The sequence below is a fragment of the Streptomyces sp. AC1-42W genome, from assembly GCF_003248355.1.
In the GTDB taxonomy this organism is placed as follows: domain Bacteria; phylum Actinomycetota; class Actinomycetes; order Streptomycetales; family Streptomycetaceae; genus Streptomyces.
Window position 1 is genome coordinate 2,498,320 of sequence record NZ_QKWY01000001.1, and the last position, 26,661, is coordinate 2,524,980.

Sequence of the window (26,661 nt, forward strand, 5' to 3'; positions counted from 1 at the left end):
AGAGGCGGGTGTCACCCCTGCGGAGCCGCCGTCACGCCTGCGCGGGCTCGGGTTCCGGTGCCGCGCCGGCCTCGGCGGCCGCCTTCGCCGCCGCGACCCGGTCGCGCTTCTCGCGCCGGGCCAGGACCACGAAGCCCACCGGGACCCCGGCGGCGAACAGCCACCACTGCACCGCGTAGGCCATGTGCGGGCCGATGGAGCCGTCGTCGGGCGCCCCGATCGTCTCGGGCGAGCCGTTCGACGGGGCGGGGCCGGTCAGCTCGATGTAGCCGCCGAGGACCGGGCGGCCGAGCAGCCGGGCCTGCTGCGCGCTGCTGATCAGCATCACCTGACGGTCCGGAAGGCCCGAGAGGTCCTTGATGCCGCTCGCGCCGGTCGTCTCGTCGGCCTTCAGCCGCCCGGTGACGGTGACCTCGCCCCTCGGCGCGGCCGGTACGTCGGGGAAGGCGTGCTGGTCGGAGGCGGACGGCACCCAGCCGCGGTTGATCATGACGGTGCCGCCGCCCTTGAGGTCGAACGGCACCAGGACGTGCACGCCGATGGAGCCGTCGTTGGCGGTCCTGCGGCGCACGACGACCGTGTGCTTCTCGTCGAACGTCCCGGTGGCCGTCACGGTGCGCCAGTAGTCGGCGCGCGGGACGGTGTGGCCGGGGGAGGTGAGCCGGGACACCGGGACCGGGTCCGCCTTGAGATTCCGCGAGATCAGGGCGTTCTGCGCGACCTTGTGCTCGTGCCGGTGCAGCTGCCAGAAACCCAGCTCGACCATCGTGGGGATGAGGACGAGCGAGAGGAGGGCGAGGAACAGCCACTGCCGGGTCATCAGGAAGCGGTACACCCCACGACCGTACAACCGCATACGGGACGCATCGCGCACGGGGTGGCCGAAGGGGAGGCCGCCCCGTGTCCTCAGACTCTGTCGACGATGCCCACCTTCCCCTCCGCGCGGGCGCAGTGCCCGCCGCAGAACCAGTGCCCGTCCACCTCGACCCCCTGGCCGATGACCTGGACCCGGCAGTGCTCGCAGATGGGCGCCATGCGGTGGATCGCACAGGCGAAGCAATCGAACACATGGACCGCGCCCTGGGCGTGGACCTCGAAGGACATCCCGTAATCGTTTCCGCAGACCTCACAACGTGCCATGCGCCACAGGGTGGGACGCGCGGGCGGCGGCGCACCGGCGGCGGGCGGCGCGTCGCCCCCGGTTCACTCCGATGACCGCGTCGGCCCCGGCACCCTCGCGACGGCCGGGGCGACGTCCCGCAGAAGATGGGTGAACGCGCTCTCGTCCACGATCGGGGTGCCGTACGCCTTCGCCTTCACCGTCTTCGACGTCGCCGAGTCCGGGTCGTTGGTGACGAGCAGGCTGGTCAGCCGCGACACGCTCGTCGCCACATGCAGCCCCGCCTCCACCGCCCGGTCCTCCAGCAGCTCCCGGTCGACGGAGGTGTCCCCGGAGAACGCCACCCGCATGCCCTGCATGAGCGGCTTCTCCTTCTCGTACCGCCCCGGGTTCGGATACGGGCAGGCCGGACGCTTGCGCGAGGCGCGCCAGGTCGTGTGTCCCCCGTACGAGGACGGCGCCCCGGTCCGCGGCGTCACCGGCGACTGCGACCACTCGGTCAGCGGCCGGCACTCCAGGAGCGGCAGCCGCACCCCGCCGCGCGCCGCCGCGTGCAGGCTCGGGCGGAACGCCTCGGCCAGCACCCGCGCGTCGTCCAGCGCGTGGTGCGCGTTCTGCTGGACCACGCCGAAGTGCGCGGCCAGCGACGCCAGCTTGTGGTTGGGCAGCGGCAGCCGCAGCTCCTTGGCGAGCGCGATGGTGCACAGCCGCTGCCGGACCGGCGCGGCCACCGAGGCCCGCGCGTACTCCCGCGCCAGCATCGACCAGTCGAACGCGGCGTTGTGCGCCACGAGCACCCGGTCCGCGAGCCGTTCGGACAGCTCGGCGGCGATCTCGGGGAACAGCGGGGCCCCCGCCAGGACGTCGCTCGTCAACCCGTGGATCCACACCGGGCCCGGATCGCGCTCCGGGTTGACCAGCGTGTACCAGTGGTCCTCGACCTCGCCCCGCGCGTCCAGGCGGTACACGGCCGCGGACACTATCCGGTCGTCACGGGCGAGCCCGGTGGTCTCCACGTCGACGACCGCGTACCCCTGGGGGTAGGCGGTCGGCCACGGCACTGCGGTCTGCGGGTCGTCGAGCATGGTCACAGAGAATACGGGCCGTGTCCGACAGGGTCCCATTCGGTATTCGGTGTCGGCCCCCGGCCGGGCCGCCGCAGGTGCGACGATTCCGGGATGACACGACCTCCCGCGCACGACGAACCGCACGGCAACGGCCTGGGCGCCCGGCTGAACTGGCTGCGCGCGGCCGTCCTCGGCGCCAACGACGGCGTGGTTTCCACCGCCGGGCTCGTGGTCGGCGTGGCCGGCGCCACCGACGACCGGGGCGCCCTCCTGACGGCCGGACTGGCCGGACTGCTCGCCGGATCGCTGTCCATGGCGGCGGGCGAGTACGTGTCGGTCTCCACCCAGCGCGACTCCGAGAAGGCCGCCCTCGCCACCGAGAAGCGCGAGCTCCAGGAGACCCCGGAGGCCGAACTCGCCGAGCTGACCGGCCTGCTGGAGGCCAAGGGCCTCAGCCACGAGGTCGCCCGCGAGGCCGCCGTCCAGCTCACCGAACGCGACGCGCTGCGCGCCCACGCGGAGGTCGAGCTGGGCATCGACCCCGACGACCTCACCAACCCCTGGCACGCGGCGGGCGCCAGCTTCCTCGCGTTCACCGTCGGCGCCCTGCTGCCCCTGCTGGCCATCGTGCTGCCCCCGTCCGGCCTCCGGGTGCCGGTGACCGTCCTCTCCGTCCTCGCGGTCCTGGCCGTGACGGGCTGGTGGAGCGCCCGCCTGGGCGAGGCCGCGGCCCGCCCGGCCGTACTGCGCAACATGAGCGGCGGAGCAGTGGCCATGGCGGTCACCTACGCGGCGGGCCATCTGCTGGGAGCGGCGGGGGTGTAACGGCGAAGCGCGGGGGCGTGCCGTCTGTCGGAAGGTGCCAAAGAGTGTTGACAGGCGGTCTCACATACTTGTTGGTAACAACATCTGGTCCCCGCTCCGCCCCGGCCCTACGGTGCAGGCATGCCGACGAACCTGCCCGATGTAGTGCTCTGGTCCATACCGGCCTTCGTCCTGCTCACCGTGGTGGAGATGGCGCTCCACCACTTCCACCCGGACGAGGACGCCGCCGGTTACGAGGCGAAGGACGCCGCCACCAGCATCACCATGGGGCTGGGCAGCCTCTTCTTCGACCTGCTGTGGAAAGTGCCCATCGTGGCCGTCTACACGGCCGTGTACGAGCTGACGCCGCTGCGGGTGCCGGTCCTGTGGTGGACCGTGCTCCTGATGCTGCTCGCGCAGGACTTCTTCTCCTACTGGTCCCACCGGGGCCACCACGTCATCCGCATCCTGTGGGCCTGCCACGTCGTGCACCACTCCAGCGAGAAGTTCAACCTCTCCACCGCGCTGCGCCAGCCGTGGACCTCGCTGACCTCCTGGCCGTTCTATCTGCCGCTCATCGCGTGCGGAGTGCACCCGGCCGCGCTCGCCTTCTGCTCCTCGGCCAACCTCGTCTACCAGTTCTGGGTGCACACCGAGCGCGTCGACCGGCTGCCCCGGCCCTTCGAGTACGTGCTCAACACGCCCTCGCACCACCGGGTGCACCACGCCTCGCAGGGCGGCTACCTGGACCGCAACTTCGGCGGCATCCTCATCGTGTGGGACCGGTGGTTCGGCTCGTTCGCCCCCGAGACGGTGCGCCCGGTCTACGGGCTCACCAAGAACATCCGCACCTACAACCCGCTGCGGATCGCCACCCACGAGTACGTGTCCATCGCCCGTGACGTCCGCGCGGCGAGCGGCTGGGGCGAGCGGGCCGGCCGGATCTTCCGGGGCCCCGGCTGGCAACCGGCCGCTACTCCCGCCGCCCCCTCGGCCGCCGCGCCCGCCCCGGAGCGTGCCGCGTGAGTGCCGCACCGGTGCCGGCGGGCCGCGAGCGGTTCGCCCGGCCCCTGCTGATCGCCTTCCTCGCGGCGTGCGCGGTCGACCTCGCCGGCGTCCTCACCGGCCCCGAGGCCCTGCACCTGGCCGCCAAGCCGCTGCTGATGCCGCTGCTCGCCGGGTACGCCACCGCCCGGCGCGGGCCCCGGCTGCTGATCGCGGCACTGCTGTGCGGCTGGGCGGGTGATGTGTTCCTGCTCGCCGACTCCGACGCCGCCTTCCTCGTCGGGATGGCCGGCTTCGCCGTGGGCCACGTCTGCTACCTGGTCCTGTTCGGCCGGGCCCCCGGCGGAGCGCTGCCCGCGCTCGGCTACGCCCTGGTGCTCGCCGTCCTCGTGGCGCTGCTCTGGAGCGGGCTGCCGGGCGGGCTGCGGGTGCCGGTGGCCGGGTACAGCCTGCTGCTGACCGCCATGGCGTACCGCTCCCGCGTCCTGGGCCGGTACGCCGCCGCGGGCGGGGCCCTGTTCCTGCTGTCCGACGCGCTGATCGCCGCCGGAATCGCCGGCCGGCCCGAGCCGCCGGCCCCCGGGTTCTGGGTGATGCTCACCTACGTGGCCGCTCAACTCCTGCTCACCCTGGGCGCGCTGGCCCCGGTTCACCGGCGGACGGCGTCCAGCGCGTCCACCGTCCCGGCCCCGTAGAAGCCGTTGCGCCGCTCGTCGCCCTCGCAGACCGCGTCGACCGCATCGTCGCCGTCGATGTCGTACGGCGCCCCGCACGCCTTCGCGTCGGCCCCCAGCGTCAGCAGCGCCTTGACCCCGGCGGGCGACGCGTACGGATGCTTCGACCTGATCAGCGCCACCACGCCCGCGACATGCGGTGCGGCCATCGACGTACCGGCCTTGTAGCCGTACCGGCCGCCCGGCAGCGTCGAGAGGATCAGCCCGCTCGTCGCCGGCGCGTCCGGCTGCTGGTACGCCGTCGCGTCACCGCCCGGCGCGGCCACGTCGACGACCCCGTTCCCGTAGTTGGAGTACGAGGCCTTCAGGCCCTTCGCGCCCGTCGCCGAGACGGTCACCACGCCCGGCAGCATCGCCGGGATGTCCGGGCACCGTCCCGGGTCCACGGTCCGGTCGGCCGGCGTGCCGTCGTCCGGGCTCGTCGCGTCCGTGAGCGTGTCCGCGGACAGGTCGTCGGAGGCGTTGCCGGCCGAGGCGACGTTGACCACGCCCCTGCGCTCGGCGTACCGGGCGGCCCGGTGCACGGCCTCGACCAGGGCGCCCTGGTCGGGGTCGTCCGCGCAGGTGTACAGCCAGGGATCGGTGAAATAGCTGTTGTTGGTGACGTCCGCCCCGTGGTCGGCGGCCCAGACGAAGCCGCAGACCACGGCCTCGGTGTAGAAGAAGCCGTCCGGGTCGCCGACCTTGATGCCCGAGACCTTCACCCCCGGCGCCACCCCCGTGATGCCGACGCCGTTCTTCGCCGCCGCGACCGTTCCGGCCACATGGGTGCCGTGGTCGCTCTCGCCGGGCTTCGGGCGCCAGGCGCCCGGAGTGGTGTCCGGGGCGCCGGAGACGCAGTTCGCGGAGGACGCGCGGTCGAAGTTCGGCGCCAGGTCCGGATGGGTGTCGTCCACGCCCGTGTCGATGACCGCGACCGTGACCGACGCGCTGCCCGGCGTCCTGCGGTGGGCCTCGTCCGCCCTGATGGCGAGTAGGTCCCACTGGAGCGGCTCCATCGGGTCCTGGTCCGCCGCGGCCCGCGCCGCCGCCGCCCGCTCCTGGGCGGCCGTCAGGGGCACGTCGACCCCGATGTCCGTGGTCGCCCGGGGCACGATCGGGCGGGTACGCGTGGCGCCCGCCGACCGGACGCCCCGGACGCGGCGGATCGTCCCGGCGAAGTCCGGGTTCTTCGAGCGGACGACGACGACCCCGATCCGGTCGTAGGCGATCACCACCGTGCCGCCGGCCCGCTCCACCGCCCCGCGGACCCGCTCGACGCTTCGGCGACCGACCCGCGTGTTCACGACGTACGACAGATCGGGACCGTCCGCCGCCACCGCCGCGGCGACCTCCGCCGGCAGGACGCCGAGCGAGGCGGTGAGGGCCAGTCCGACCGGCAGCGCCAGCGCGCGCGCCCGTCCCGGAACCGGATGAGCCATGGGGCCTCCACATCGTCCGCGCGACCGACCGGACCCGGATCGCGCCCGGTCGCGTACACGGCGAGTGAAGCGGTCGCCGCTCGTCCCGGCACCTCCATCGACGGACGTGAACGTGTGCGCGTCGATCCGCCCGAACGAGTGACGAGGAGGAGTGGGGAACCGACGTGAACCGCTTCGCCGCGCGCCGCGTGCCGTTGTCAGGGGAAGCGCACCACCATCCCCGAACACGAGGTCCGACAGTGAAACCGATCGTCCCCACCACCGCACCCGCGTCAGGAGAATCCGTGGCTACCGATGCACCGCCGCCCGAGGGCAGTACGGAGAAGACCCCTGCCCTGCCCACCACCGAGGCGTTCCTCGCGGAGCAGGGCAGCGCGGAATTCGGCGAACTGCGCCGCTCCCACCGCACCTTCGCCTTCCCGCTGACCGTCGCCTTCGTCCTCTGGTACCTGCTGTACGTGCTGCTCTCCAACTACGCGGGCGGCTTCATGGGCACCAAGCTCTTCGGCAACATCAACGTGGCCTTCGTCTTCGGCCTCGCCCAGTTCCTCACCACCTTCCTCATCGCCTGGTTCTACGCGCGGTACGCCAACGCGAAGCTCGACCCGAAGGCCGAGGCCATCAAGTCCCGTATGGAGGCCGACGCATGAGCGCCGCGAACCACGCCCACACCGCCGTCACCCTGGCCGCCTCGTCGACCAGTGAGCACCGGCCCCTGATCATCACGCTGTTCGCCGTCTTCGTGGCCGCCACCCTCGGCATCACCGTCTGGGCCGGCCGCCAGACCCGCAGCGCCGCCGACTTCTACGCGGGCGGACGTCAGTTCACCGCCTTCCAGAACGGTCTCGCGGTCTCCGGCGACTACATGTCCGCCGCGTCCTTCCTCGGCATCGCCGGCGCCATCGCCCTCTTCGGCTACGACGGCTTCCTCTACTCCATCGGCTTCCTCGTCGCCTGGCTGGTGGCGCTGCTGCTCGTCGCCGAGCCCCTGCGCAACTCGGGCCGCTACACCATGGGCGACGTCCTCGCCTACCGGATGCGCCAGCGCCCGGTGCGCACCGCGGCCGGCGTCTCCACCATCGTCGTCTCGATCTTCTACCTGCTGGCCCAGATGGCGGGCGCCGGCGCCCTGGTGACCCTGCTCCTCGGCATCAGCAGCGACAGCGGAAAGATCCTCATCGTCGCGCTGGTCGGCGTACTGATGATCGTCTACGTCACCATCGGCGGCATGAAGGGCACCACCTGGGTCCAGATGGTCAAGGCCGTCCTGCTCATCGCCGGCGCGCTCCTGATGACCTTCATGGTGCTGTGGAAGTTCGACTTCAACGTCTCCGACCTGCTGGGCACCGCCGCCGAGAAGAGCGGCCACGGCGCCGCGTTCCTGGAGCCCGGCCTCAAGTACGGCGGCTCCGGCACCTCGAAGCTGGACTTCCTCTCCCTCGGTCTCGCCCTGGTCCTCGGCACCGCCGGCCTGCCGCACATCCTGATCCGCTTCTACACGGTCCCGACCGCCAAGGCCGCCCGCAAGTCCGTCAACTGGGCCATCGCCATCATCGGCGCGTTCTACCTGATGACCATCGCCCTCGGCTTCGGCGCCGCCGCCCTCATCGGCCCCGACAACATCGAGAAGCCCGGCAACACGGCCGCCCCGCAGCTCGCCGAATACCTCGGCGGGACCGGCACCACCGGCGGCGCGGTCATGCTCGCCGTCATCTCCGCCGTCGCCTTCGCCACCATCCTCGCCGTCGTCGCCGGCCTCACCCTCGCCTCCTCCTCGTCCTTCGCCCACGACATCTACGCCAACGTCATCCGCAAGGGACAGGCCACCGAGAAGGAGGAGATGCGCGCCGCCCGCTGGGCCACCGTCTTCATCGGCGCCGCCGCGATCGTCCTCGGCGCCTTCGCCCGCGACATGAACGTCGCCGGCCTCGTCGCCCTGGCCTTCGCCGTCGCCGCCTCCGCCAACCTGCCGACGATCCTCTACAGCCTCTTCTGGAAGCGCTTCACGACCCAGGGCGCCATGTGGTCGATCTACGGCGGCCTGGCCTCCTCGGTCTTCCTGGTGCTGTTCTCGCCCGTCGTCTCCGGCAGCGAGAAGTCGATGTTCAAGGGCGTCGACTTCGCCTGGTTCCCGCTGGAGAACCCCGGCCTGATCTCCATCCCGCTCGGCTTCCTGCTCGGCTGGATCGGCTCCCTGCTCTCCAAGGAGGAGCCCGACAAGGGCAAGTACGCCGAGCTGGAGGTCAAGTCCCTCACCGGCATCGGCGCCCACTGACCCGTACCGCCGGGGCCGCGTCGTAGGACCCTACGACGCGGCCCCGCCGCACCTCGTGCCAAACGGTCCCCTCCGCCGCAACCGGTCTCGCGTAGGCTCGAAAGAGACAGACACCGCGACCGGGAAGTCACCGGGGGAGGGGGCCCACCATGCTCATCGACACCTACGGCCGGGTCGCCACCGACCTGCGCGTCTCGCTCACCGACCGCTGCAACCTGCGCTGCACGTACTGCATGCCCGAAGAGGGCCTGCGGTGGCTGGCCAAACCCGACCTCCTCGACGACGACGAGATCGTCCGGCTCGTCCGCATCGCCGTCACCCTCCTCGGCGTCACCGAAGTCCGCTTCACCGGCGGAGAACCGCTGCTGCGCCCCGGCCTCGTCTCCATCGTCCAGCGCTGCGCGGCCCTCGAACCCCGCCCCCGGATGTCCCTCACCACCAACGGCATCGGCCTCCAGCGGACCGCCGCCGCCCTCGGGGACGCCGGCCTCGACCGGGTCAACGTCTCGCTCGACACCCTGCGGCCCGAGGTGTTCAAGACGCTCACCCGCCGCGACCGCCACCACGACGTGCTGGCCGGCCTCGAAGCCGCCCGCGCCGCCGGACTCACCCCCGTCAAGGTCAACACGGTCCTCATGCCCGGCCTCAACGACGACGAGGCGCCCGACCTCCTCGCCTGGGCCGTCGAGTACGACTACGAGCTGCGCTTCATCGAGCAGATGCCGCTCGACGCCCAGCACGGCTGGAAGCGCGACGGCATGATCACCGCGGGCGACATCCTCGCCTCCCTGCGCACCCGCTTCGCGCTCACCCCCGAGGGCGGCGACGAGCGCGGCTCCGCCCCCGCCGAACGCTGGATCGTGGACGGCGGCCCGCACCGCGTCGGCGTCATCGCCTCCGTCACCCGCCCGTTCTGCCGGGCCTGCGACCGGACCCGGCTCACCGCCGACGGCCAGGTGCGCACCTGCCTGTTCGCCCGCGAGGAGACCGACCTGCGCGGCGCCCTCCGCTCGGACGCGCCGGACGAGGAGATCGCCCGCGTCTGGAAGCTCGCCATGTGGGGCAAGAAGGCCGGTTCGGGCCTTGACGACCCCAGCTTCCTCCAGCCGGACCGCCCCATGTCCGCGATCGGCGGCTGACCCGCCCGTCACGCCGAGGCGGACCGGGCCTCCCACTCCGCCAGTGTCACCACGTCCTTGAGGAAGCCCCGCACCCCGAGGAACTGCGACAGATGCTCCCGGTGCTCCTCGCAGGCCAGCCACGTCTTGCGCCGCTCCGGCGTGTGCAGCTTCGGGTTGTTCCAGGCCAGCACCCATACGGCGTCGGCACGGCAGCCCTTGGCCGAGCAGACGGGGGCGGCGGAGTCGGACGGCACGGCGGATTCGGGGAAGTTCACGCCTCAACCCTAGGGCCTGTCATCACCCTGCCGTCGCGGCGCACCCGTCCGGACACATGGCGACGCCGGGCAGCCACGGGGGGAGCTGCCCGGCGTCGGTCCGTCGCTCCGACGGGGGATGCGGAGCGCCTACGAAGTATGTCACGCACACCCTGCCGCAGTGCACTGGAACGTCATGATTGATCTGAGCTTTTCTTGAGCTTGGGCCCATCCGGGGCTCAAGCGTGCTCCGCCCCATCCGAAGACCGGAAACCGCGTCCGGACTGCGGTGAACCCGAGGCCGGACCAGCCGCCGGAGCCGTCTCCAGCACCGGGGTCGCGGGGGCCGGCACCACGAACGTCGAAGGCAGCCCCGGAGTGTTCTCCCGGCCCGCGTTGGCGATCACCACAGCGACGTACGGCAGCAGCACACCGAGCCCGAGCGCCACGAACGCGATGTGCCGCTCCACGTTCCACAGCAGCGCCGCCGCCACCACGGACACCGTGCGCACGGTCATCGAGATCACATAGCGCCGCTGTCTGCCCCGCACGTCCTCGGCGAGCCCCTGACGGGCCCCCGTGATCCGGAAGATCTCCGCCTCACCCTGCTTGCGCACCACGCCCCACCAACCTTCCCCGGACCCGGACCGGCCGCCCCTACGCTACGCCCGGCATCCCCCGCGTACGAGACCGGGGCGGCCGTATGCGTACATTCCGTCACCCTCCCGTACGGACCCGCCCGGCGTGCGGCGGGCCGCCCCGGCACGGAGACTGGGCGGGAGACGCGCGCCACCGCGTCGCTCCAGGAGGCAGCATGGGCTGGTTGTGGGCAATCATCGTGGGCCTGGTGCTGGGCCTGATCGCCAAGGCGATCCTGCCGGGCAAGCAGCAGATCCCGCTCTGGCTGACGGTCATCTTCGGCATGATCGGCAGCGTCCTGGGAAACGCCGTCGCCACCTGGATCGGCGTGAACGACACCCGAGGCATCGACTGGACACGCCACGTGCTCCAGCTCATCGGCGCCGTGGTGGTCGTCGGGGTCGGCGACATGCTCTGGGCCTCGCTGCGGGGCACCAGACAGCGCACCTGAACCGCCCCGGAGCAGGGCTCGACACAGGCCCTACGACGGCGGCCGGGCACGCATCCCGCGTGCCCGGCCGCCGTCCCGCGTCCCGCCCTCGCGGGCGTACCGCTCAGCCGGCCGTGACCTCGACCGCCGCCAGGTTCTTCTTGCCCCGGCGCAGCACCAGCCAGCGCCCGTGCAGCAGCTCCTCGCGGGCCGGGGCCGCCTCGCCGTCGACGGCCTTCACGTTGTTCACGTACGCGCCGCCCTCCTTCACCGTGCGCCGCGCCCCCGACTTGCTCGGCGCCAGACCGACCTCCACCAGCAGGTCGACCAGCGGGCCCAGCTCGGTCACCCGGGCGTGCGGCACCTCGGACAGGGCGGCGCTCAGCGTCGCCTCGTCCAGCTCGTCCAGCTCGCCCTGGCCGAACAGGGCCTTCGACGCGGCGACGACCGCGGCGCACTGGTCCGCGCCGTGCACCAGCGTCGTCAGCTCCTCGGCCAGCGCGCGCTGCGCCGTCCGCGCCTGCGGGCGCTCCTCGGTGACCTTCTCCAGCTCCTCCAGCTCGGCCGGGGTCCGGAAGCTGAGGATGCGCATGTAGCGCGAGACGTCCCGGTCGTCCACGTTCAGCCAGAACTGGTAGAACGCGTACGGCGTGGTCATCGAGGCGTCGAGCCAGACGGCCCCGCCCTCCGACTTGCCGAACTTGGTGCCGTCCGCCTTCGTCATCAGCGGGGTCGCCAGCGCGTGCACCTCGGCGCCCGGCTCCAGGCGGTGGATCAGGTCCAGACCGGCCGTGAGGTTGCCCCACTGGTCGCTGCCGCCCTGCTGGAAGGTGCAGCCGTAGCGCCGGTACAGCTCCAGGAAGTCCATGCTCTGCAGCAGCTGGTAGCTGAACTCGGTGTAGCTGATGCCCTCGTCGGACTCCAGCCGGCGGGCGATCGACTCCTTGGTCAGCATCTTGTTGACCCGGAAGTGCTTGCCGATGTCCCGCAGGAACTCGATCGCGGACATGCCCGCGGTCCAGTCCAGGTTGTTGACCATGACCGCGGCGTTCTCGCCCTCGAAGGACAGGAACGGCTCGATCTGCGCGCGCAGCCGGTTCACCCACTGGGCGACCGTCTCCGGGTCGTTCAGCGTGCGCTCGGCGGTCGGGCGGGGGTCACCGATCTGACCGGTGGCCCCGCCGACCAGGGCGAGCGGCCGCAGCCCGGCCCGCTGGAGCCGGCGCATCGTGAGCACCTGCACCAGATGGCCGACGTGCAGACTGGCCGCGGTGGGGTCGTAGCCGCAATAGAACGTGACGGGACCGTCCGCGAGAGCCTTGCGCAATGCGTCCTCGTCGGTGGACTGGGCGAACAGCCCGCGCCACTTCAGCTCGTCGACGATGTCCGTCACGGTTCCGGTGCTCCTTACGCAGTGAGTTGTACGGGCCAGTCTAGGCCGGTCACACGCCCTGGCTGACCGAGCTCATGTTGAAGTCCGGGATACGCAGCGGCGGCATCGCGGCCCGGGTGAACCAGTCGCCCCACTCGCGCGGCAGCGTCTTCTCCGTGCGGCCCGCCTCCGTGGCGCGGGACAGCAGGTCGACCGGGGACTCGTTGAACCGGAAGTTGTTCACCTCGCCCACCACCTCACCGTCCTCGACCAGGTAGACGCCGTCGCGGGTCAGCCCGGTCAGCAGCAGCGTCGCCGGGTCCACCTCCCGGATGTACCAGAGGCAGGTCAGCAGCAGCGCCCGGCCGGTCGTCGCGGCCACCATCTCGTCCAGCGACCGTTCGCCCCCGCCCTCCAGGATCAGGTTGTCGATCGCCGGGGCGAGCGGCAGCCCGGTCAGGGCGGCGGTGTGCCGGGTCGTCGTCAGCCGGTCCAGGCGGCCGTCGGCCACCCAGTCGGTCCGGGACAGCGGCAGCCCGTTGTCGAACACCGACTCGCCGTCCCCGGAGGAGTGCGCGAGGACGAACGGGGCCGACTCCAGACCCGGGGCGTGCGGATCGCTGTGCAGGGTCAGCGGCAGCGGGGACAGCGACTCGCCGAGCCGGGTGCCGCCACCCGGCTTGGAGAACACCGTCCGGCCCTCGGCCGCGTCCCGCGCCGTGGACGACCACAGCTGGTAGATCAGCAGGTCCGCGACCGCGGTCGGCGGCAGCAGCGTCTCGTACCGCCCGGCGGGCAGCTCGATCCGGCGCTCCGCCCAGCCGAGCCGCCGCGCCAGCTCCGCGTCCATCGCCGCCGGGTCCACGTCCTTGAAGTCACGCGTGGAGCGGCCGGCCCAGGCAGAACGGGTGCGGTCGGGCGACTTGGCGTTCAGCTCCAGCGTGCCGTTCGGCTGGTCGTGGCGCAGCCGCAGCCCCGTGGACGTACCGAGGTAGCTGGACGTCATCTGGTGGTGGGCGAAGCCGTACAGCTCGCGCCCCCCGGCACGGGCCCGCGCGAAGGCGTCCCCGAGGGCCGGGGCGAACGCGGCGAACACCTCCGAGTCCGTCTCGGCCGGCGCGTCCGTGAAGTCCGGCGACGCGGGCACCCCGGTGACCAGCGGCTGCGCGTCCTCCGCGGGGCCGGCGGCGCGCGCGGCGGCCTCGGCGGCCCGGACCAGCGGCTCCAGGTCGTCCGCGGTGACGGCGGCCCGGGAGACGACCCCGGACGCGGCACCCTCGGCGCCGTCCACCGTGGCGACGACGGTCACGGTCCGGCCCCGGGTCACCCCGTTGGTGGTGAGCGCGTTGCCGGCCCAGCGCAGATTGGCCGAGGACTCCTCGTCGGCGATGACCACACAGCCGTCGGCGGTGGACAGTTCGAGCGCGCGCTCGACGATCTCGTACGGCTTGCTGACGCGGCTCATCGCCCGGCCTCCTGCGTCGTATTGAGACTGTGCCTGCCCGGGGGACGACCCCCGGACCCCCAGCCGGTTCCGTGGTCGCCGCTCATCGCCCGGCCTCCTGCGTCGTATTCAGAATGTTCACGCCCCGGAACAGGGCGGAGGGGCAGCCGTGGGAGACGGCCGCGACCTGGCCCGGCTGGGCCTTGCCGCAGTTGAAGGCGCCGCCCAGCACGTACGTCTGCGGGCCGCCGACCTTCTCCATCGAGCCCCAGAAGTCCGTCGTCGTCGCCTGGTAGGCGACATCGCGCAGCTGCCCGGCCAGCCGGCCGTTCTCGATGCGGAAGAACCGCTGCCCGGTGAACTGGAAGTTGTACCGCTGCATGTCGATGGACCACGACCGGTCCCCGACCACGTAGATCCCGCGCTCCACCCCGCCGATCAGGTCCTCCGTGGAGAGCCCGCCCGGGTCCGGCTGCAACGACACGTTCGCCATGCGCTGCACCGGCACATGGCCGGGGGAGTCCGCGTAGGCGCACCCGTTGGACCGGCCCAGGCCCGTGAGCTTCGCGATCCGGCGGTCCGTCTGGTAGCCCACCAGCGTCCCGTCCTTCACCAGGTCCCAGGACTGCGCCTCGACGCCCTCGTCGTCGTAGCCGATGGTCGCCAGCCCGTGCTCGGCGGTGCGGTCGCCCGTCACGTTCATCACCGGCGAGCCGTACGCCAGCTTGCCCAGCTGGTCGAACGTGGCGAACGAGGTCCCGGCGTACGCCGCCTCGTAACCGAGGGCCCGGTCCAGCTCCGTGGCGTGCCCGATGGACTCGTGGATGGTCAGCCACAGGTTGGACGGGTCGACGACCAGGTCGTACGTCCCCGCCTCCACGCTCGGCGCCCGCATCTTCTCGGCCAGCAGCCCGGGGATGCGCTCCAGCTCCGCGTCCCAGTCCCAGCCGGTCCCGGTCAGGTACTCCCAGCCGCGGCCCACCGGCGGCGCGATGGTGCGCATCGAGTCGAACTCGCCGGTCGCCGAGTCCACCGCGACGGCGGTGAACTGCGGGTGCAGCCGGACCCGCTGCTGCGTGGTCACCGTGCCCGCCGTGTCCGCGTAGAACTTGTTCTCGTGGACGGCCATCAGCGAGGCGTCCACATGCGCCACGCCCTCGGCCGCCAGCAGCCGGGCGCTCCAGTCGGCGAGCAGCCCCGCCTTCTCCTCCGCCGGTACGTCGAAGGGGTCGACCTCGTACGACGAGACCCAGGTGCGCTCGCCGTGCGACGGCTCCTCCGCCAGCTCCACCCGCTCGTCGGAGCCCGCGGCCGCGATCACCTTCGCCGACAGCTTGGCCATCGCGACGGCCTGCGAGGCCACCCGCGCCGCCGCGTCCATCGTCAGATCGACCCCGGAGGCGAACCCCCAGGCCCCGCCGTGCACGACCCGGACCGCGTAACCGAGGTCCGTGGTGTCGGAGCCCCCGGCCGGCCGGGCGTCCCGCAGCCGCCAGGTCGCGCTGCGCACCCGCTCGAAGCGGAAATCGGCGTGCACCGCCCCGAGGGCCCGCGCCCGCGCCAGCGCCGCGTCGGCGAGGGCCCGTAGCGGAAGCGCCAGGAACGACGGATCGATCTCATTGGCCATGTGCAGCCTCCCCATACAGTCACGGCGCGGTCCGGGTGAGTGAATCATGCACCAACGGATGGGGCGCGGCTTTTCCCGGGTGAAAGTCCCAGCGGCAGGGCCGGGCCGCCGGTTAGGCTCGACGGGTGATCACATGGTACGAGCGGAGGCGACCCTCGTACGTTCGGAAAGGCGGCACACCTATCCATGAGCAGCGCCGACGACATGCCCCAGGCGTCTGACCCCCAACTTGTACGCCTGGCCGAGCAGTCCCGCAACTTCGGCTTCCTGCTCCCGCACCTTCCGCTGCTCGTCGCTTATGGAACCGCTGCCGAGAGCCATGCCTTCAGCGACCCGAACACGTCCTTGATCAAGTCCCGTCAGTTCGCGGAGGCCCTGGCGGCGGACCTGATCAGCCGGGCCAGGGTTCGTGTGGAGGGCACCACCCAGTTCGACCGCCTACGAGCCCTGGACCGTGAGGGCTACCTCCACGGTGATGTGGGAACCGCCTTCCACGAGGTCCGCACCCTCGGCAACGAAGCGAACCACTCGGGGCTCGACAGCGCCGACGACGCTTTCCGTGCCCTGCGCACCTGCTTCCGTCTCGGCACCTGGTACCACCGGCTGCTCACCGGTTCACGCGAGCAACTGCCGTTCGTACCGCCCAGCCCCGACCGGACCCCGGCCGCCGAGAACGAGCGCCTGCTCCAGGACGTCGCACAGGCACGAAAAGAGCTGGAGGAAGCCCGTCTCAGCTACCACGACCAGGCGTCCCACGCGCAGGCGGAACAGATCGCCCGGAGCACCGTCGAGCGTGAGTTGGCCCAGGTCCAGGCCGAGCGCGCGGACATGGCCCGAGCGGTTGCCGCCATGCAGCACCAGCTCAAGGAGTTGCAGGCCGCGGCCGAGGCGGCCCAGCTCGACCGCCGTCACACCGCCGCCACCGACCGCGCCGCCGCATCGGCCGCAGTCGCCGAGCGCGCTCGCCTCCTCGACAACGCGGAGCAGGCGTCCCGCGAACCCCTCACAGAAGTACAGGTTCGCAAGCGACTCGACGCCATGCTCGTGGCGGCGGGCTGGGATGTCCAGGACGGGGGCGCCGACCTCAACCTTCATGTTCTGGGAGACTGGCGGGGCAACGGCATCGCCGTTCGCGAGGTCACCACTGCTCAGGGCCGGGCGGACTACGCCCTGTACGTCGACCGCAAGCTCGTCGGCGTCATCGAGGCCAAACGAGAGGGCGCCGACCTGTCCGCCGCGGAGGCCCAGGCGGATCGATACGCCGACCATCCCACCGACGCCCAGCAGCGCTTCAGCGCCTGGCGCACCCCGCTTCCCTTCCGTTATGTCAGCGACGGCGGCGAGACCCGATTCCGGTCCGTGCTCGACCCGGACTCCCGGACCCGCCGCATCTTCTCCTTCCACCAGCCGCGCACACTGGCCCGCTGGGTCCGTCAGGCCGAGGAGGACGAGCAGGCCCCCAGCTACCGTGCCCGGTTGCGAAGCCGCATGTCGGACCTCGACGAGCGCCCTCTGCGGCCCGCGCAGATCGCGGCCGTGCGAGGAGTGGAGAAGTCGCTCGCCCATGGCAGAGGGCAACAGGGCATGGGCCAGTCCCGGGCCCTCGTTCAGATGGCCACCGGCGCCGGCAAGACCTTCACCGCTGTCACGTTCTCGTACCGGTTTCTCAAGGACGCCCGCGCGGAACGCGTCCTGTTCCTCGTCGACCGCAACAACCTCGGCGCACAGGCATTCGCCGAATTCGAGAACTTCAAGACTCCGGACACCGACCGGAAGTTCGCCGACCTCTACAACGTTCAGCGGCTCGGCGCGGAAGGCATGTTCGCTTCCTCCAAGGTCGTCATCTCCACTGTGCAGCGCCTCTACATGGAGCTCACGGGAGCGAGTCTGCCGGGGACCGAACAAGGCGACGGGGAGATCGCGTACGACGTCGACGTGCCCGGCGGCGTAGAGGTCGGCTACAACGCGGACATCCCGCCGGAGGCATTCGACCTGATCGTCGTCGACGAGTGCCACCGTTCCATCTACGGCAAGTGGCGTTCCGTCCTCGAATACTTCGACGCTCCCATCGTCGGTCTCACCGCCACCCCCGTCGCCCAGACCTTCGGCTACTTCAACGGCAACCTCGTCAGCGAGTACTCGTACCAGGAAGCCGTGGCCGACCGGGTCAACGTCGACTTCTCCGTCTACGAGATCGAGACGCGGATAACCGCCGAGGGCGGGGTCATCGCACAGGGCACCATCCCGGTCCGCGACCGCCGCACGCGCCGCCAGCGCTACGAGGACATCGACGAGGACATCGAGTACGGCGCGAAGCAGGTCGGGGTCGGAGTCATCAGCAAGGACCAGTTGCGTACGGTCGTCCAGACCTTCCACGACCGACTGTTCACGGAGATCTTTCCCGAGCGGGCCAAACGCGACCCGGCCACGGACGCCCTGGCCTGGGACGAGATGTACGTGCCCAAGACGCTGATCTTCGCAAAGAACGACAACCACGCGGAGGAGATCGTCGAGGTCGTCCGCGACGTCTTCGGCAAGGGCAACGACTTCTGCGCGAAGATCACCAGCGCGGCCCGCAACGCCGCTGAGCGCCTCGCCGCCTTCCGCAATCTGCCCGATCTGCGTATCGCGGTCACCGTCGACATGATCGCCACCGGTACGGACGTCAAGCCGCTGGAATGCCTGCTTTTCCTGCGGGACGTCAAGAGCTGGGCTTATTTCGAGCAGATGAAGGGGCGCGGTGCCCGGACTCTGTCCCTCACGGAATTCGAGAAGGTCACTCCCGGTGTGGGCCCGAAGACCCGCTTCGTCATCGTTGACGCGGTCGGTGTGACGAAGAAGCCGAAGGTCGACGCGGCACCGCTGGAACGCCACAGCGACAAACAGATCAGCTTGGAGAAGCTGCTGCGCAAAACCGCCGCGAACACCATCGAGGAGGAAGAGGTCTCCACCCTCGCGGCCCGCCTCGCGAAACTCGATATCCAGATGACGGACGAGGAGCGGGCCGAGATCCAGCGCCTGAGCGGCGGGCAGGAGCTGACGAAGATCGTCCGTGGAATGGTCGAAGCCGTCTCAGCGGATCGGCAGCTGGAAGTCCGGGAGGCCGCCGAGCGAGCCGGCCGTGACCCCGAGCACGCGGTGCGCGACCTCATCGAGCGGGCCGTGCAGCCCCTCGCGGCCCAGCCACCCTTGCGGACCCGGCTGCTGGAGATGCGGCGGGCGAAGGACATCCTCTACGACGAGAACGGCAAGGACGAGCTCCTGGGAGCGGGCGCGGTCGTCGAGGACGATGACTCGGCGTTGCGGACCGTCCGCGACTGGCGCCAGTACATCGCCGACAACCGCGACGAGATCGCCGCCATGTCCGTCGCGTTCGGCGCCGGCTCGGACGTGTCGCCGAGGACAGCCATGGCCAGGCTGGACGACGTGGCCCGCAGCATCGCCCGCCCACCGCGGGCCTGGACCCCGGACCGGCTCTGGCAGGCGTACGAGCGGCTGGGCGAGGCCGTGACCGGGGCGGCGGCCGATGGCGCCCGTAGCGCGCGCACCCCCTCCGACCTGCTCGCCCTGCTCCGCTACGAACTCGCGGGCGGCGCGGAGCGGGGGGCACCGGCCCCGCGCCCGTACGAGGAGGTGGTGCGGGAGCGCTATCAGGCCTGGATCGCCCGCCAGGAACAGATGGGCACCCTGTTCACGGCGCGCCAGCGGTGGTGGCTCGACCGGATCGCCGAAGCGACGGCCCGGCGTGTACGCTTCGACACCGCCGACCTGGATTACCCCCCTTTCACCAAGCACAACGGCACGGACGGCTTCATCGCGGAATTCGGTGGAACGCGGGCGGAATACATCATCACTGAACTGGACAAGGAGCTGAGCGCGTGACAACCGACTCGGACACGGGACCGGAGCCGACGGGCTCGGCGGCCGAGGGGGATGTCACGGAAGGACTTCCTGCGGGGTGGGTTCGGGCGACGCTTGAGGAATTGAGTGTCGAGGTCCAGCCAGGGTTTGCCAGCGGCAAGCACAACCGTGACGGTGTTGGAGTTATTCATCTGCGCCCGATGAATATCACCCGTAATGGCATGTTGGACACGTTGGACGCGCGTTACGTCGTTGACGACTCCGGCCGACGTGTTGAACGGGGTGACGTTCTCTTCAACAACACGAACAGTCCGGTACTGGTGGGGAAGACGGCATGGGTGGACTCCGCTGAGCCTCTTGCGTTCTCCAACCATATGACCCGGCTGCGATGTCCGGGAGGGCTGGATGGAAGGTTTCTGGCTGCACAGTTGCACCACATGTGGGCCACCGGTTACTTCAAGTCGATCCTGAACAACCACGTGAACCAGGCGAGCGTGTCCCGCAAGGCCCTCCTGGACACAGTGATAGTGGTGCCACCCCTGGCCGAACAACACCGCATCGTCGCCAAGCTGGACGACCAACTGGCGCATGTTGAGGCGGGGGAATCGGCGGTACAGACTGCTCTCGCAGCTTCCGCGGCCCTCAGGAATCAAATCACCGGAGCCGGTGCGTGTGGCGGTCTGGACGAAGTCGAACGGTTCTCTGCCAACCTTGAGCCTGCCGATGTCGACGATGGAATACTTCCCGGCCTCCCGAAAGGATGGAAGTGGGCTCGGCTCGGCGAACTCGCAGAGGTCGTCGGAGGGGTCACGAAAGACAGCAAGAAGCAGAATAATCCTGAGTACGTCGAGGTTCCATACCTCCGGGTTGCGAATGTGCAGCGTGGGCGCATCGTGCTCGATCGTGTCGAGAAGATTAAGGTCTCCCCGAAGAAGGCGCAGTCGCTGAGGCTTGAAGTCGGTGACGTTCTTCTCAACGAAGGCGGGGACCGAGACAAGCTGGGGCGTGGCTGGGTCTGGGAAGGGCAGATTGAAAACTGTATTCATCAGAACCACGTTTTCCGTGCACGCGTGAAGAGCGGGGCGTTGAATCCCCGATTGCTTGCCTGGCATGCCAATGCCTTCGGCAAGAGTTGGTGTGACCGCAATGGGAAGCAGACAGTAAATCTCGCCTCTATCAGTCTCCGAAGAATCAAGCTGATGCCGGTACCCGTTCCGCCGGAATCTGTGCAGACAGATCTAGTCAGGTCAATCGAGAACCACCTGGCAGAGATGGAAGCCGCCCAGCAGGTGATCCAGGGGGTGTACCGGCAAGGCGTGAACTTGCGCAACGCCCTCCTCCACGCCGCCTTCACCGGAACCCTCGTCCCCCAGGACCCCGACGACGAGCCCGCGTCCGTACTCCTCGATCGCATTCGGGCTGAGCGAGCCGCAGGCGCCAAGGCGGCCAAGCGTAGGCGCGCGCCCCGTACGACACCCCCCACCGCTCCCGCGACCTCCGGGCGACCGGTTCCCTCCGGCACCCAGGAAGCACTTCCCCTGTGAGTACGACTGTGAACAGCAGCACCGAGAAGGTAACCGAAGCGAGTCCCGCCGGCGTGGCGACCTCGGCGGCACCCCGCACGACCGAGGCCAAGGCGAAGGCTGCCTCCGCGGCCCCGGTCTCGACCTCCACTCTCGTCAACCGGCTCTGGTCGTACTGCGAGCTGCTCCGCCACTCCGGCGTCTCGACCCTCGACTACGTCGAGCAGCTCACTTACCTTCTCTTCCTGAAGATGGCCCACGAGCGCGCCAACCGTCCGGCCGTTTTCCGGCGCAACGCCCCCGAGAAGCCACTCGTTCCCGAGGGCCGGGACTGGCAGAGCCTGATGACCCGGTCCGCAGAAGCGCTGCTCGACCACTACGAGTTCATTCTCAAGGACCTGGGTCAGCGCGGCGGCACCATGCTTGGAGAGGTCTTCACCAAGGCGCAGAACAAGATTCAGGAACCCGCCGTCCTGGAACGCCTGATCAAGGACCTGATCAACCCCCACACCTGGACCACGGAGAACCAGGACCTCAAGGGCGACGCCTACGAAGGCCTGCTCCAGCGAGGTGCGGAGGACCGTAAGACGGGGGCGGGCCAGTACTTCACGCCACGCCCGCTCATCGACGCGATGGTCGACTGTGTCCGGCCGAAGCCCGGTGAAACCCTCACCGATCCGGCCTGCGGCACCGGCGGCTTCCTCATCGCGGCGCACGCCCACCTCGTCCAGAACTACGAGGACGAGCTGTACGGCGACCAGGGGCGGGCGCTCCAGACGGGTGCGATCACCGGGTACGAGCTGGTCCGCGAGACCGGTCGCCTCGCCCTGATGAACATGCTGCTGCACGGCATCGGGAGCTCCGAGGCCAAGCCGCTCATCACCATTCAGGATTCCCTGGCGCGCCCCCCGAAGCGGCACTACGACATCGTGCTGGCCAACCCGCCCTTCGGCGTCGGCTCGGTCACCGGCGAGTCCTACGCCGCCCGAACCGACTTCTGGGCGCCGACGACCAACAAGCAGCTCAACTTCGTTCAGCACATCTACAACCTGCTGAAGACCAACGGCCGGGCCGCCCTCGTCCTCCCCGACAACGTCCTCTTCGAGAGCGGTGCCGGCGAGACCATCCGCAGGAACCTCCTCAACCTCTGCGACGTCCACACCCTTCTGCGCCTGCCCACCGGCATCTTCTACGCCAACGGCGTCAAGGCCAACGTCCTGTTCTTCGACAAGACGGGCCAGCGCACCGGGGGTCGCCCCGGCACCCGCAAACTCTGGGTCTACGACTTCCGTACGGACCAGCGCTTCACACTCAAGCAACGCCAGCTTGGCCGTCAGCACCTCGACGACTTCGTCGCCGCCTACCACTCCGGTGGTATGGACTTCACCAAGCGCACCCCGAGCGACCGCTTCCGCTCGTACGACTACGACGAGCTGATCGCGCGGGACAAGGTCAACCTCGACCTCACGGTGCTCAAGTCCGACGCCGCCACTGCCACGAAGTACGCGTCGCCGGACGTGATCGCGCAGGAAATCGTCGACGAACTCGAAGTGGCACTGGCCGAGTTCACGGCCGTGGCTCAAGCCCTGAAGAAGGAAGCGCCGCCGTCGGCGGACGGCAAGTAGACGCAGACAAGGGCGGCGGGTCGGTGGTTCTGAGGGAACCACCGACCCGCCGCCGGAGACCAGGGGGAGGGGCAGGAGGAGGTTCTTCTTCTCGCGCGCCGCGAGACCTGTCCACAGGGCGACGGTTACTCTCGGCTCATTGAGATCCGGGATGCAGCCGCGCACGTGGTACGGCTTGGCCACCGGAGTAGCCGTGTTACGCGTGTCTCCCGGCGTGGTTCACGGGAAACCTACAGCTCGGCGTCCGTCAGAAGTCGTCCGCGACCACACCCGCCCGGAACGCGGCCCACTCGGAGGCGGTGAAACGCAACGCCGTGCGGTCAGGGTCCTTAGAGTCACGGACGGCCCGTCCACCATTGGGAAGACTGGCGACCTCGACGCAGTTGTTCTCGCCGGCGCTGGCTGTCGCCTTGCGCCAGGCGGCTGCGGAGAGGTCGAAGGCGTACAGGCTCGCCCTACGGTCATTCACTTGCGGTGTCTCTCTTCCATCCGAGCGATCAGGGCCAGCGAATCATCCACCGGCAGGGCTGCCGCGACGATCCGCTCGAAGGCGTCAGCGAACGTACGTACGTCGTCGACCCCCTCAACGTAAGTGGCTCCGATCAGATTCTCCAGCAGTACGACGTCAGGCATGGGGCCGGGGAAGCCGACCAGGCTGAACGCTCCTGCGCCACCGGGGTTGGGAGTCGCCTGCAGAGGCAGGATCTGGAGCGTCACGTTGGGGAGATCCGTAACATCGAGTAGTCGGCGCAGCTGCTCACGGATGGTGTCGGGCCGGATCGCGAAGCGCTGGTGCAGTACCGCCTCGTGGATGACGGCCCAGAACTTCAGCGTGCCCTGGGGACGAGTGAGCACCGCCTGTCGGGCCTGTCGTACCTCGGCGAGCGCCGCAACCTCCTCCGTCGTGCGCGTGGTCGCGTTGGCGGCGATGGTCTCGCGTGCGTACGAGGCCGTCTGTAGCAGCCCGGGGATCAACAGTGGCGCGAACTCGTGGATAGTGGCGGCATCGGACTCAAGGGAGATGTAGTCCGCATAGGCCGGGGCGACGATCCCGCTGTAGGTCTGCCACCAACCCTGTTTGCGGGCGTCCTTGGCCAGCCCTTCAAGGGCCGAGACGACCTCGGGGTCCTTCACACCGTACGACTCGAGCAGCGCGGCCACCTCCGCAGGGCGGATGTGGCCGTTGGCCGTTTCGATACGGGACAGTTTGGGGCCGATCCACCCAAGGGCCGCAGAGGCCGTGTCGAGGCTCATTCCAGCGCTGTTGCGGTACCGCCGCAGAGCCTCGCCGAGTCGACGCCGACGGACCGTTGGGATCGGGCGAACGTTTGGCATAGCGAGAGCATGGCACCAGCCGCACGGCCAAGTCGACGGGAACAAAGAGTCGGTTCTGCAATTTGGGTGACAAGCTTGCGAGTTGAGGCGTTGAGTCGGCACCCTGACGTGAAGCGGTCGTCCCGTAGCGAGTCAGTCCATTGAGGACGGCCAAGTCGCAAGGAGGTCACATGCCTTACCCCGTTACTCAGGTCGTCCCGGCAGCCGCCCTCGGCCACTACCTCACCCCCACCCCCACCGGCTTCTCCCTCCATATGTCCGCCTCGCCTCGCAACCTCCGTGCCGTGCGCGGGCTCACCCGGGCGACGCTTCTGAACGCGGGCGTCGCCCCGGACCTCGTCGATTCCGCCCAACTGGTCCTGTCCGAGCTGTACGGCAACGCGGTGCACGCCTGCGGCGACTACGTACCCCTGGTCGCCGAGGTGGAGCCGGCGGCGGCAGGGGTCTGGGTCAGGCTTCATGACCCGGACCGGCGTGGCCTCCCGCGTCGGCGCGGGGTGCGACCGGACGACTCCACCGCCGAGTCCGGTCGCGGGCTGCCGCTCATGGATCCGCTCGCACCGGGGTGGGACGTCACGCCGACGCCGGTCGGAAAGCAGATCCGCTGCCTGGTGCGCCATTAGATAGCTGGTCGCACATAGCACCCATTGCTGCGCTGACGTGCGATTTGAGCGGTTGTCGGTCCTGCGGGGTAGTCTCCCGAACATGCTGGGTTGACGGTCAACTCCGCAGCGGGCGTCGTGTGTTGGGGAGATGGTGGATGGTCGGGCGCGAGATGTCACCGGCGGATCACCAGGACAAGGAAATCCGCGTGGTGCTGAAGCAGCTCGTGGCCGCGGGGTGGTCCCTGTGCAAGGAAGGGCACTGGGGGCGGCTCTACTGCCCCTGCCCGGACCGGAGCTGCACCACCATCCCGGTCCCGGGCACGGCGGGGAACCCATCGCGCACAGCCCGGTCCATCGCGCGGCGGGCGCGTCTCTGCCCGCTGCCCGAGGGGGATCCGCGTCGTGCCCTCAGCGGGGGTGTTGTCGTTTGACAACATATGCGGACTGGGTAAGTCTGCCCTTGCGAGGGGTGGCGCACCCTGGCTCGAAGGTTCGCGGGAGCACGCTCGGACGGGGATGAGGGTGAAGTGGAGTACGAGTTTCTCTTTGTCGTGGAGGGTGTCACGGTGGACGACGACCTGGCGGTCGGCGTCATCTTCGACGAGTTCGACGGGCTGCTCACCCGCCATCGGGGCAGGCACCTGCTCGATCTGGCCGAGTCCGGGGACGGCGCCATCGATGCGGCGCACCGCCTGGTCGTACGGCTCCGGAAGGCGCTTCCCCAGCTGAGACTGCTGCGATTGGACCCCGACCTGGTCGGCGTGTCCGACATCGCGGAGCGAACGGGTCACAGCAGGCAGAACGTTCTGCAGTGGGTCAACGGGGACCGGCGCGCGGACGCCGGCGCGTTTCCGGAACCCGAAGGCGCGGTGGGGCGCTCACTCGCCTGGCGCTGGGCGGAGGTCAACGCGTGGCTGGCCGGCATCGGGGAACAGGCCGGCGGCGCCGGGGCGACCCGCGATGACGCCCTGCACATCGACTTCATGCTGCCCCGCTGGCAGCAGGCCCTGGCCGACGGACTGCCCATCACGCGGTTCGTGCACTGCGTGGAGGACGACCGCTCCGACGACCGGGCAGGCGTCGCGCGACTCCTGGAGGGCACGCTCTCCGCTCCCGGACTGCTCGACATGATCTCCGCCTTCCCCCGGGCCGAGCGGCAACGGCTCACCATCGTCTGCGCCGTACTGCCCGACCGGCTGAGCGCCGTGGTCGAACGGATCAGCCAGGACGAGACCTGGGTGATGCTGGCCTTCCAGGGCGAGAAGAACGAACTGCATCTGATGCCCGTAGCGGCGCGAGAGCTGCCAGGGGCACGGCCTGTGTCCGAACTGGGCCTGGGGGACGACGCCACCGTCGGCGACCTTCTCCTGGTCGTCGCCAACGGTGCCGTGCAGCCGGCCACCCCCCTCACTCTCGTCCGCTGAGATCCGCCACGCCGGGTCCTTCCCGGGCCGAGGAAAGGAAACTGAGGTTCCCCCTGTCGGCCGGACAGCTTGAGCCTGGGGCACGCTGAGGCAATGCGTCGACGGACTTGTGCAGACGCTTGCGCGCGCACTGCCGTGGTGCCGGGCCGCATTGTGGTTACAGTGGAGCCTATGTAGGTACAACGTAGGGGATCGCCATGAGCACCATCTCCGTCCGCGAGTTCTCGTACAACCCCAGCGCCGTCTTCGCCCGTGTCGAGAAGGGCGAGGCGATCGAGGTCACCCGGCACGGGAACGTGATCGCGATACTGTCACCGGCCGGCAGTCCCATGGAGCGGTACGCGCACCTGGTGGCGCAGGGGAAGATCAAGCTGAAGCCGGTCACCGCTGCCGAGCGGCACAGCATGCCGTGCTACGAGGTGCCGGAGGACGTCGACCCCGTGGCGCTGCTGCTGGCCGAGCGCGAAGAGGACGACCGTTGATCTACATGGACACGTCCGCCCTCGTCACCTGGATGACCCGGCGCAGTCACTGGGGCACGCTCGACGTCTTTCTCCAGGAACGGGCCACAGAGCCGCTCGCCACCAGCACGCTCGGCTTCGTGGAGACGGTGCGGACGCTGGACCTCATGGGGCACTTCCCGAAGGCCATGGAAGACCTGGACGCCCGGATCACCGAGGTTCTCCTCACCCGCGAGGTGCGTGATGCGGCGGCGCTGCTGGTCGGGCGTCTGCGGACGCTGGACGCGATCCATGTGGCCAGCGCGCTCTCACTGCGGGACGACCTGACCGCCCTGGTGACGTACGACCGCAGGATGCTCGAGACCGCTCGGGCCGAGGGGCTGTCGGCCCACGCACCTGGTCTGGCGGACTGACGGGACGGGCGGACTGTAGGAACCCGACAGTGCCCGGCGGGAGGCGCTGTCAGGGGCCGATTCTCCGCCGCACGGACGGTACCGATAGGTTTCCGTGGTAC

Annotated in this window: 25 protein-coding genes; 14 read left to right on the forward strand and 11 right to left on the reverse strand. The window is 70.0% G+C overall.

Going from position 1 to position 26,661, the window contains the following annotated elements:
• Positions 1-31 precede the first annotated feature (31 nt).
• The 3 genes from DNK56_RS11495 to DNK56_RS11505 all read right to left on the reverse strand — a co-directional run bounded on the left by DNK56_RS11495 (position 32) and on the right by DNK56_RS11505 (position 2,211).
• Positions 32-835 carry an SURF1 family cytochrome oxidase biogenesis protein gene (locus tag DNK56_RS11495; RefSeq protein WP_111333211.1) on the reverse strand — a complete coding sequence of 268 codons (804 nt, stop codon included), beginning with the start codon at positions 833-835 and terminating at the stop codon, positions 32-34.
• A 71-nt stretch (positions 836-906) separates the two neighbouring features.
• Entirely contained in the window at positions 907-1,140 is a 234-nt protein-coding gene (locus DNK56_RS11500; RefSeq protein WP_026171732.1) for a hypothetical protein, read from the reverse strand.
• Between the two features lie 63 nt (positions 1,141-1,203).
• Entirely contained in the window at positions 1,204-2,211 is a 1,008-nt protein-coding gene (locus tag DNK56_RS11505; protein ID WP_111333213.1) for a DEDDh family exonuclease, read from the reverse strand.
• Positions 2,212-2,298: 87 nt separating this feature from the next.
• On the opposite strand from DNK56_RS11505, the gene DNK56_RS11510 reads away from it, so the two are divergent.
• From DNK56_RS11510 to DNK56_RS11520, 3 genes are all read left to right on the forward strand, one after another.
• Entirely contained in the window at positions 2,299-3,012 is a 714-nt protein-coding gene (locus DNK56_RS11510) for a VIT1/CCC1 transporter family protein (RefSeq protein WP_111333215.1), read from the forward strand.
• Positions 3,013-3,132: 120 nt separating this feature from the next.
• Positions 3,133-4,017, forward strand: coding sequence for a sterol desaturase family protein (locus DNK56_RS11515; RefSeq protein ID WP_111333217.1), 885 nt, complete (start codon positions 3,133-3,135; stop codon positions 4,015-4,017).
• A complete protein-coding gene (locus DNK56_RS11520; protein ID WP_199563785.1) occupies positions 4,014-4,691 on the forward strand; it encodes a lysoplasmalogenase in 678 nt (225 codons plus the stop codon). The genes DNK56_RS11515 and DNK56_RS11520 overlap by 4 nt, the downstream gene beginning before the upstream one ends.
• Here DNK56_RS11520 and DNK56_RS11525 read toward each other — a convergent pair.
• Positions 4,646-6,151 carry a S8 family peptidase gene (locus DNK56_RS11525; protein WP_111333219.1) on the reverse strand — a complete coding sequence of 502 codons (1,506 nt, stop codon included), beginning with the start codon at positions 6,149-6,151 and terminating at the stop codon, positions 4,646-4,648. The two genes, DNK56_RS11520 and DNK56_RS11525, sit on opposite strands and share 46 nt — an antisense overlap.
• Positions 6,152-6,435: 284 nt before the next feature.
• On the opposite strand from DNK56_RS11525, the gene DNK56_RS11530 reads away from it, so the two are divergent.
• The 3 genes from DNK56_RS11530 to moaA all read left to right on the forward strand — a co-directional run bounded on the left by DNK56_RS11530 (position 6,436) and on the right by moaA (position 9,565).
• A complete protein-coding gene (locus DNK56_RS11530) occupies positions 6,436-6,801 on the forward strand; it encodes a DUF485 domain-containing protein (RefSeq protein WP_111333221.1) in 366 nt (121 codons plus the stop codon).
• Positions 6,798-8,426 carry a solute symporter family protein gene (locus DNK56_RS11535; protein WP_111333223.1) on the forward strand — a complete coding sequence of 543 codons (1,629 nt, stop codon included), beginning with the start codon at positions 6,798-6,800 and terminating at the stop codon, positions 8,424-8,426. The genes DNK56_RS11530 and DNK56_RS11535 overlap by 4 nt, the downstream gene beginning before the upstream one ends.
• A gap of 149 nt (positions 8,427-8,575) precedes the next feature.
• On the forward strand, positions 8,576-9,565 hold the full coding sequence (moaA, locus tag DNK56_RS11540) for a GTP 3',8-cyclase MoaA (protein ID WP_111333225.1): 990 nt from the start codon (positions 8,576-8,578) through the stop codon (positions 9,563-9,565).
• Positions 9,566-9,573: 8 nt separating this feature from the next.
• Here moaA and DNK56_RS11545 read toward each other — a convergent pair whose 3' ends face one another.
• The gene (locus DNK56_RS11545; RefSeq protein ID WP_111333232.1) at positions 9,574-9,822 is read right to left on the reverse strand and encodes a hypothetical protein; all 249 of its coding nucleotides are present in this window, start codon (positions 9,820-9,822) and stop codon (positions 9,574-9,576) included.
• 218 nt (positions 9,823-10,040) lie between these two features.
• On the reverse strand, positions 10,041-10,421 hold the full coding sequence (locus DNK56_RS11550; RefSeq protein WP_111333234.1) for a DUF3099 domain-containing protein: 381 nt from the start codon (positions 10,419-10,421) through the stop codon (positions 10,041-10,043).
• A 194-nt stretch (positions 10,422-10,615) separates the two neighbouring features.
• On the opposite strand from DNK56_RS11550, the gene DNK56_RS11555 reads away from it, so the two are divergent.
• Positions 10,616-10,891 (forward strand): GlsB/YeaQ/YmgE family stress response membrane protein, encoded by a 276-nt coding sequence (locus DNK56_RS11555; protein ID WP_111333236.1) that lies wholly within the window; start codon positions 10,616-10,618, stop codon positions 10,889-10,891.
• Positions 10,892-10,994: 103 nt separating this feature from the next.
• Here DNK56_RS11555 and tyrS read toward each other — a convergent pair whose 3' ends face one another.
• The 3 genes from tyrS to DNK56_RS11570 form a co-directional block, all read right to left on the reverse strand.
• Complete coding sequence (tyrS, locus tag DNK56_RS11560) at positions 10,995-12,263, reverse strand: tyrosine--tRNA ligase (protein ID WP_111333238.1); 1,269 nt, start codon at positions 12,261-12,263, stop codon at positions 10,995-10,997.
• A 49-nt stretch (positions 12,264-12,312) separates the two neighbouring features.
• Complete coding sequence (locus DNK56_RS11565; RefSeq protein ID WP_111333240.1) at positions 12,313-13,707, reverse strand: metallopeptidase TldD-related protein; 1,395 nt, start codon at positions 13,705-13,707, stop codon at positions 12,313-12,315.
• Positions 13,708-13,789: 82 nt separating this feature from the next.
• Positions 13,790-15,313, reverse strand: a complete 1,524-nt coding sequence (locus DNK56_RS11570) for a TldD/PmbA family protein (protein ID WP_111333242.1) — start codon at positions 15,311-15,313, stop codon at positions 13,790-13,792.
• A gap of 186 nt (positions 15,314-15,499) precedes the next feature.
• On the opposite strand from DNK56_RS11570, the gene DNK56_RS11575 reads away from it, so the two are divergent.
• The 3 genes from DNK56_RS11575 to DNK56_RS11585 are packed head-to-tail and all read left to right on the forward strand — an operon-like array spanning position 15,500 to position 22,322.
• Positions 15,500-19,195: a DEAD/DEAH box helicase family protein gene (locus DNK56_RS11575; protein ID WP_241989841.1), complete on the forward strand. Its 3,696-nt coding sequence runs from the start codon at positions 15,500-15,502 to the stop codon at positions 19,193-19,195.
• On the forward strand, positions 19,192-20,718 hold the full coding sequence (locus tag DNK56_RS11580; RefSeq protein ID WP_111333244.1) for a restriction endonuclease subunit S: 1,527 nt from the start codon (positions 19,192-19,194) through the stop codon (positions 20,716-20,718). The genes DNK56_RS11575 and DNK56_RS11580 overlap by 4 nt, the downstream gene beginning before the upstream one ends.
• Positions 20,715-22,322, forward strand: a complete 1,608-nt coding sequence (locus tag DNK56_RS11585) for a class I SAM-dependent DNA methyltransferase (RefSeq protein ID WP_241989842.1) — start codon at positions 20,715-20,717, stop codon at positions 22,320-22,322. The genes DNK56_RS11580 and DNK56_RS11585 overlap by 4 nt, the downstream gene beginning before the upstream one ends.
• 247 nt (positions 22,323-22,569) lie before the next feature.
• On the opposite strand, the gene DNK56_RS11590 is transcribed toward DNK56_RS11585, so the two are convergent.
• Positions 22,570-22,791 (reverse strand): DUF397 domain-containing protein, encoded by a 222-nt coding sequence (locus tag DNK56_RS11590; protein WP_111333246.1) that lies wholly within the window; start codon positions 22,789-22,791, stop codon positions 22,570-22,572.
• Positions 22,788-23,657 (reverse strand): helix-turn-helix domain-containing protein, encoded by an 870-nt coding sequence (locus tag DNK56_RS11595; RefSeq protein WP_111333248.1) that lies wholly within the window; start codon positions 23,655-23,657, stop codon positions 22,788-22,790. The genes DNK56_RS11590 and DNK56_RS11595 overlap by 4 nt, the downstream gene beginning before the upstream one ends.
• Before the next feature lie 170 nt (positions 23,658-23,827).
• Between DNK56_RS11595 and DNK56_RS11600 the strand changes: the two genes are divergently transcribed.
• The 4 genes from DNK56_RS11600 (at position 23,828) to DNK56_RS11620 (ending at position 26,560) form a co-directional block, all read left to right on the forward strand.
• Entirely contained in the window at positions 23,828-24,280 is a 453-nt protein-coding gene (locus DNK56_RS11600) for an ATP-binding protein (RefSeq protein ID WP_111333250.1), read from the forward strand.
• A gap of 509 nt (positions 24,281-24,789) precedes the next feature.
• Positions 24,790-25,686 (forward strand): helix-turn-helix transcriptional regulator, encoded by an 897-nt coding sequence (locus DNK56_RS11610; RefSeq protein WP_111333254.1) that lies wholly within the window; start codon positions 24,790-24,792, stop codon positions 25,684-25,686.
• Between the two features lie 197 nt (positions 25,687-25,883).
• Positions 25,884-26,168 (forward strand): type II toxin-antitoxin system Phd/YefM family antitoxin, encoded by a 285-nt coding sequence (locus DNK56_RS11615; RefSeq protein ID WP_111333256.1) that lies wholly within the window; start codon positions 25,884-25,886, stop codon positions 26,166-26,168.
• A 5-nt stretch (positions 26,169-26,173) separates the two neighbouring features.
• Positions 26,174-26,560 carry a type II toxin-antitoxin system VapC family toxin gene (locus tag DNK56_RS11620; protein WP_111335702.1) on the forward strand — a complete coding sequence of 129 codons (387 nt, stop codon included), beginning with the start codon at positions 26,174-26,176 and terminating at the stop codon, positions 26,558-26,560.
• The last annotated feature ends 101 nt before the right edge of the window (positions 26,561-26,661 follow it).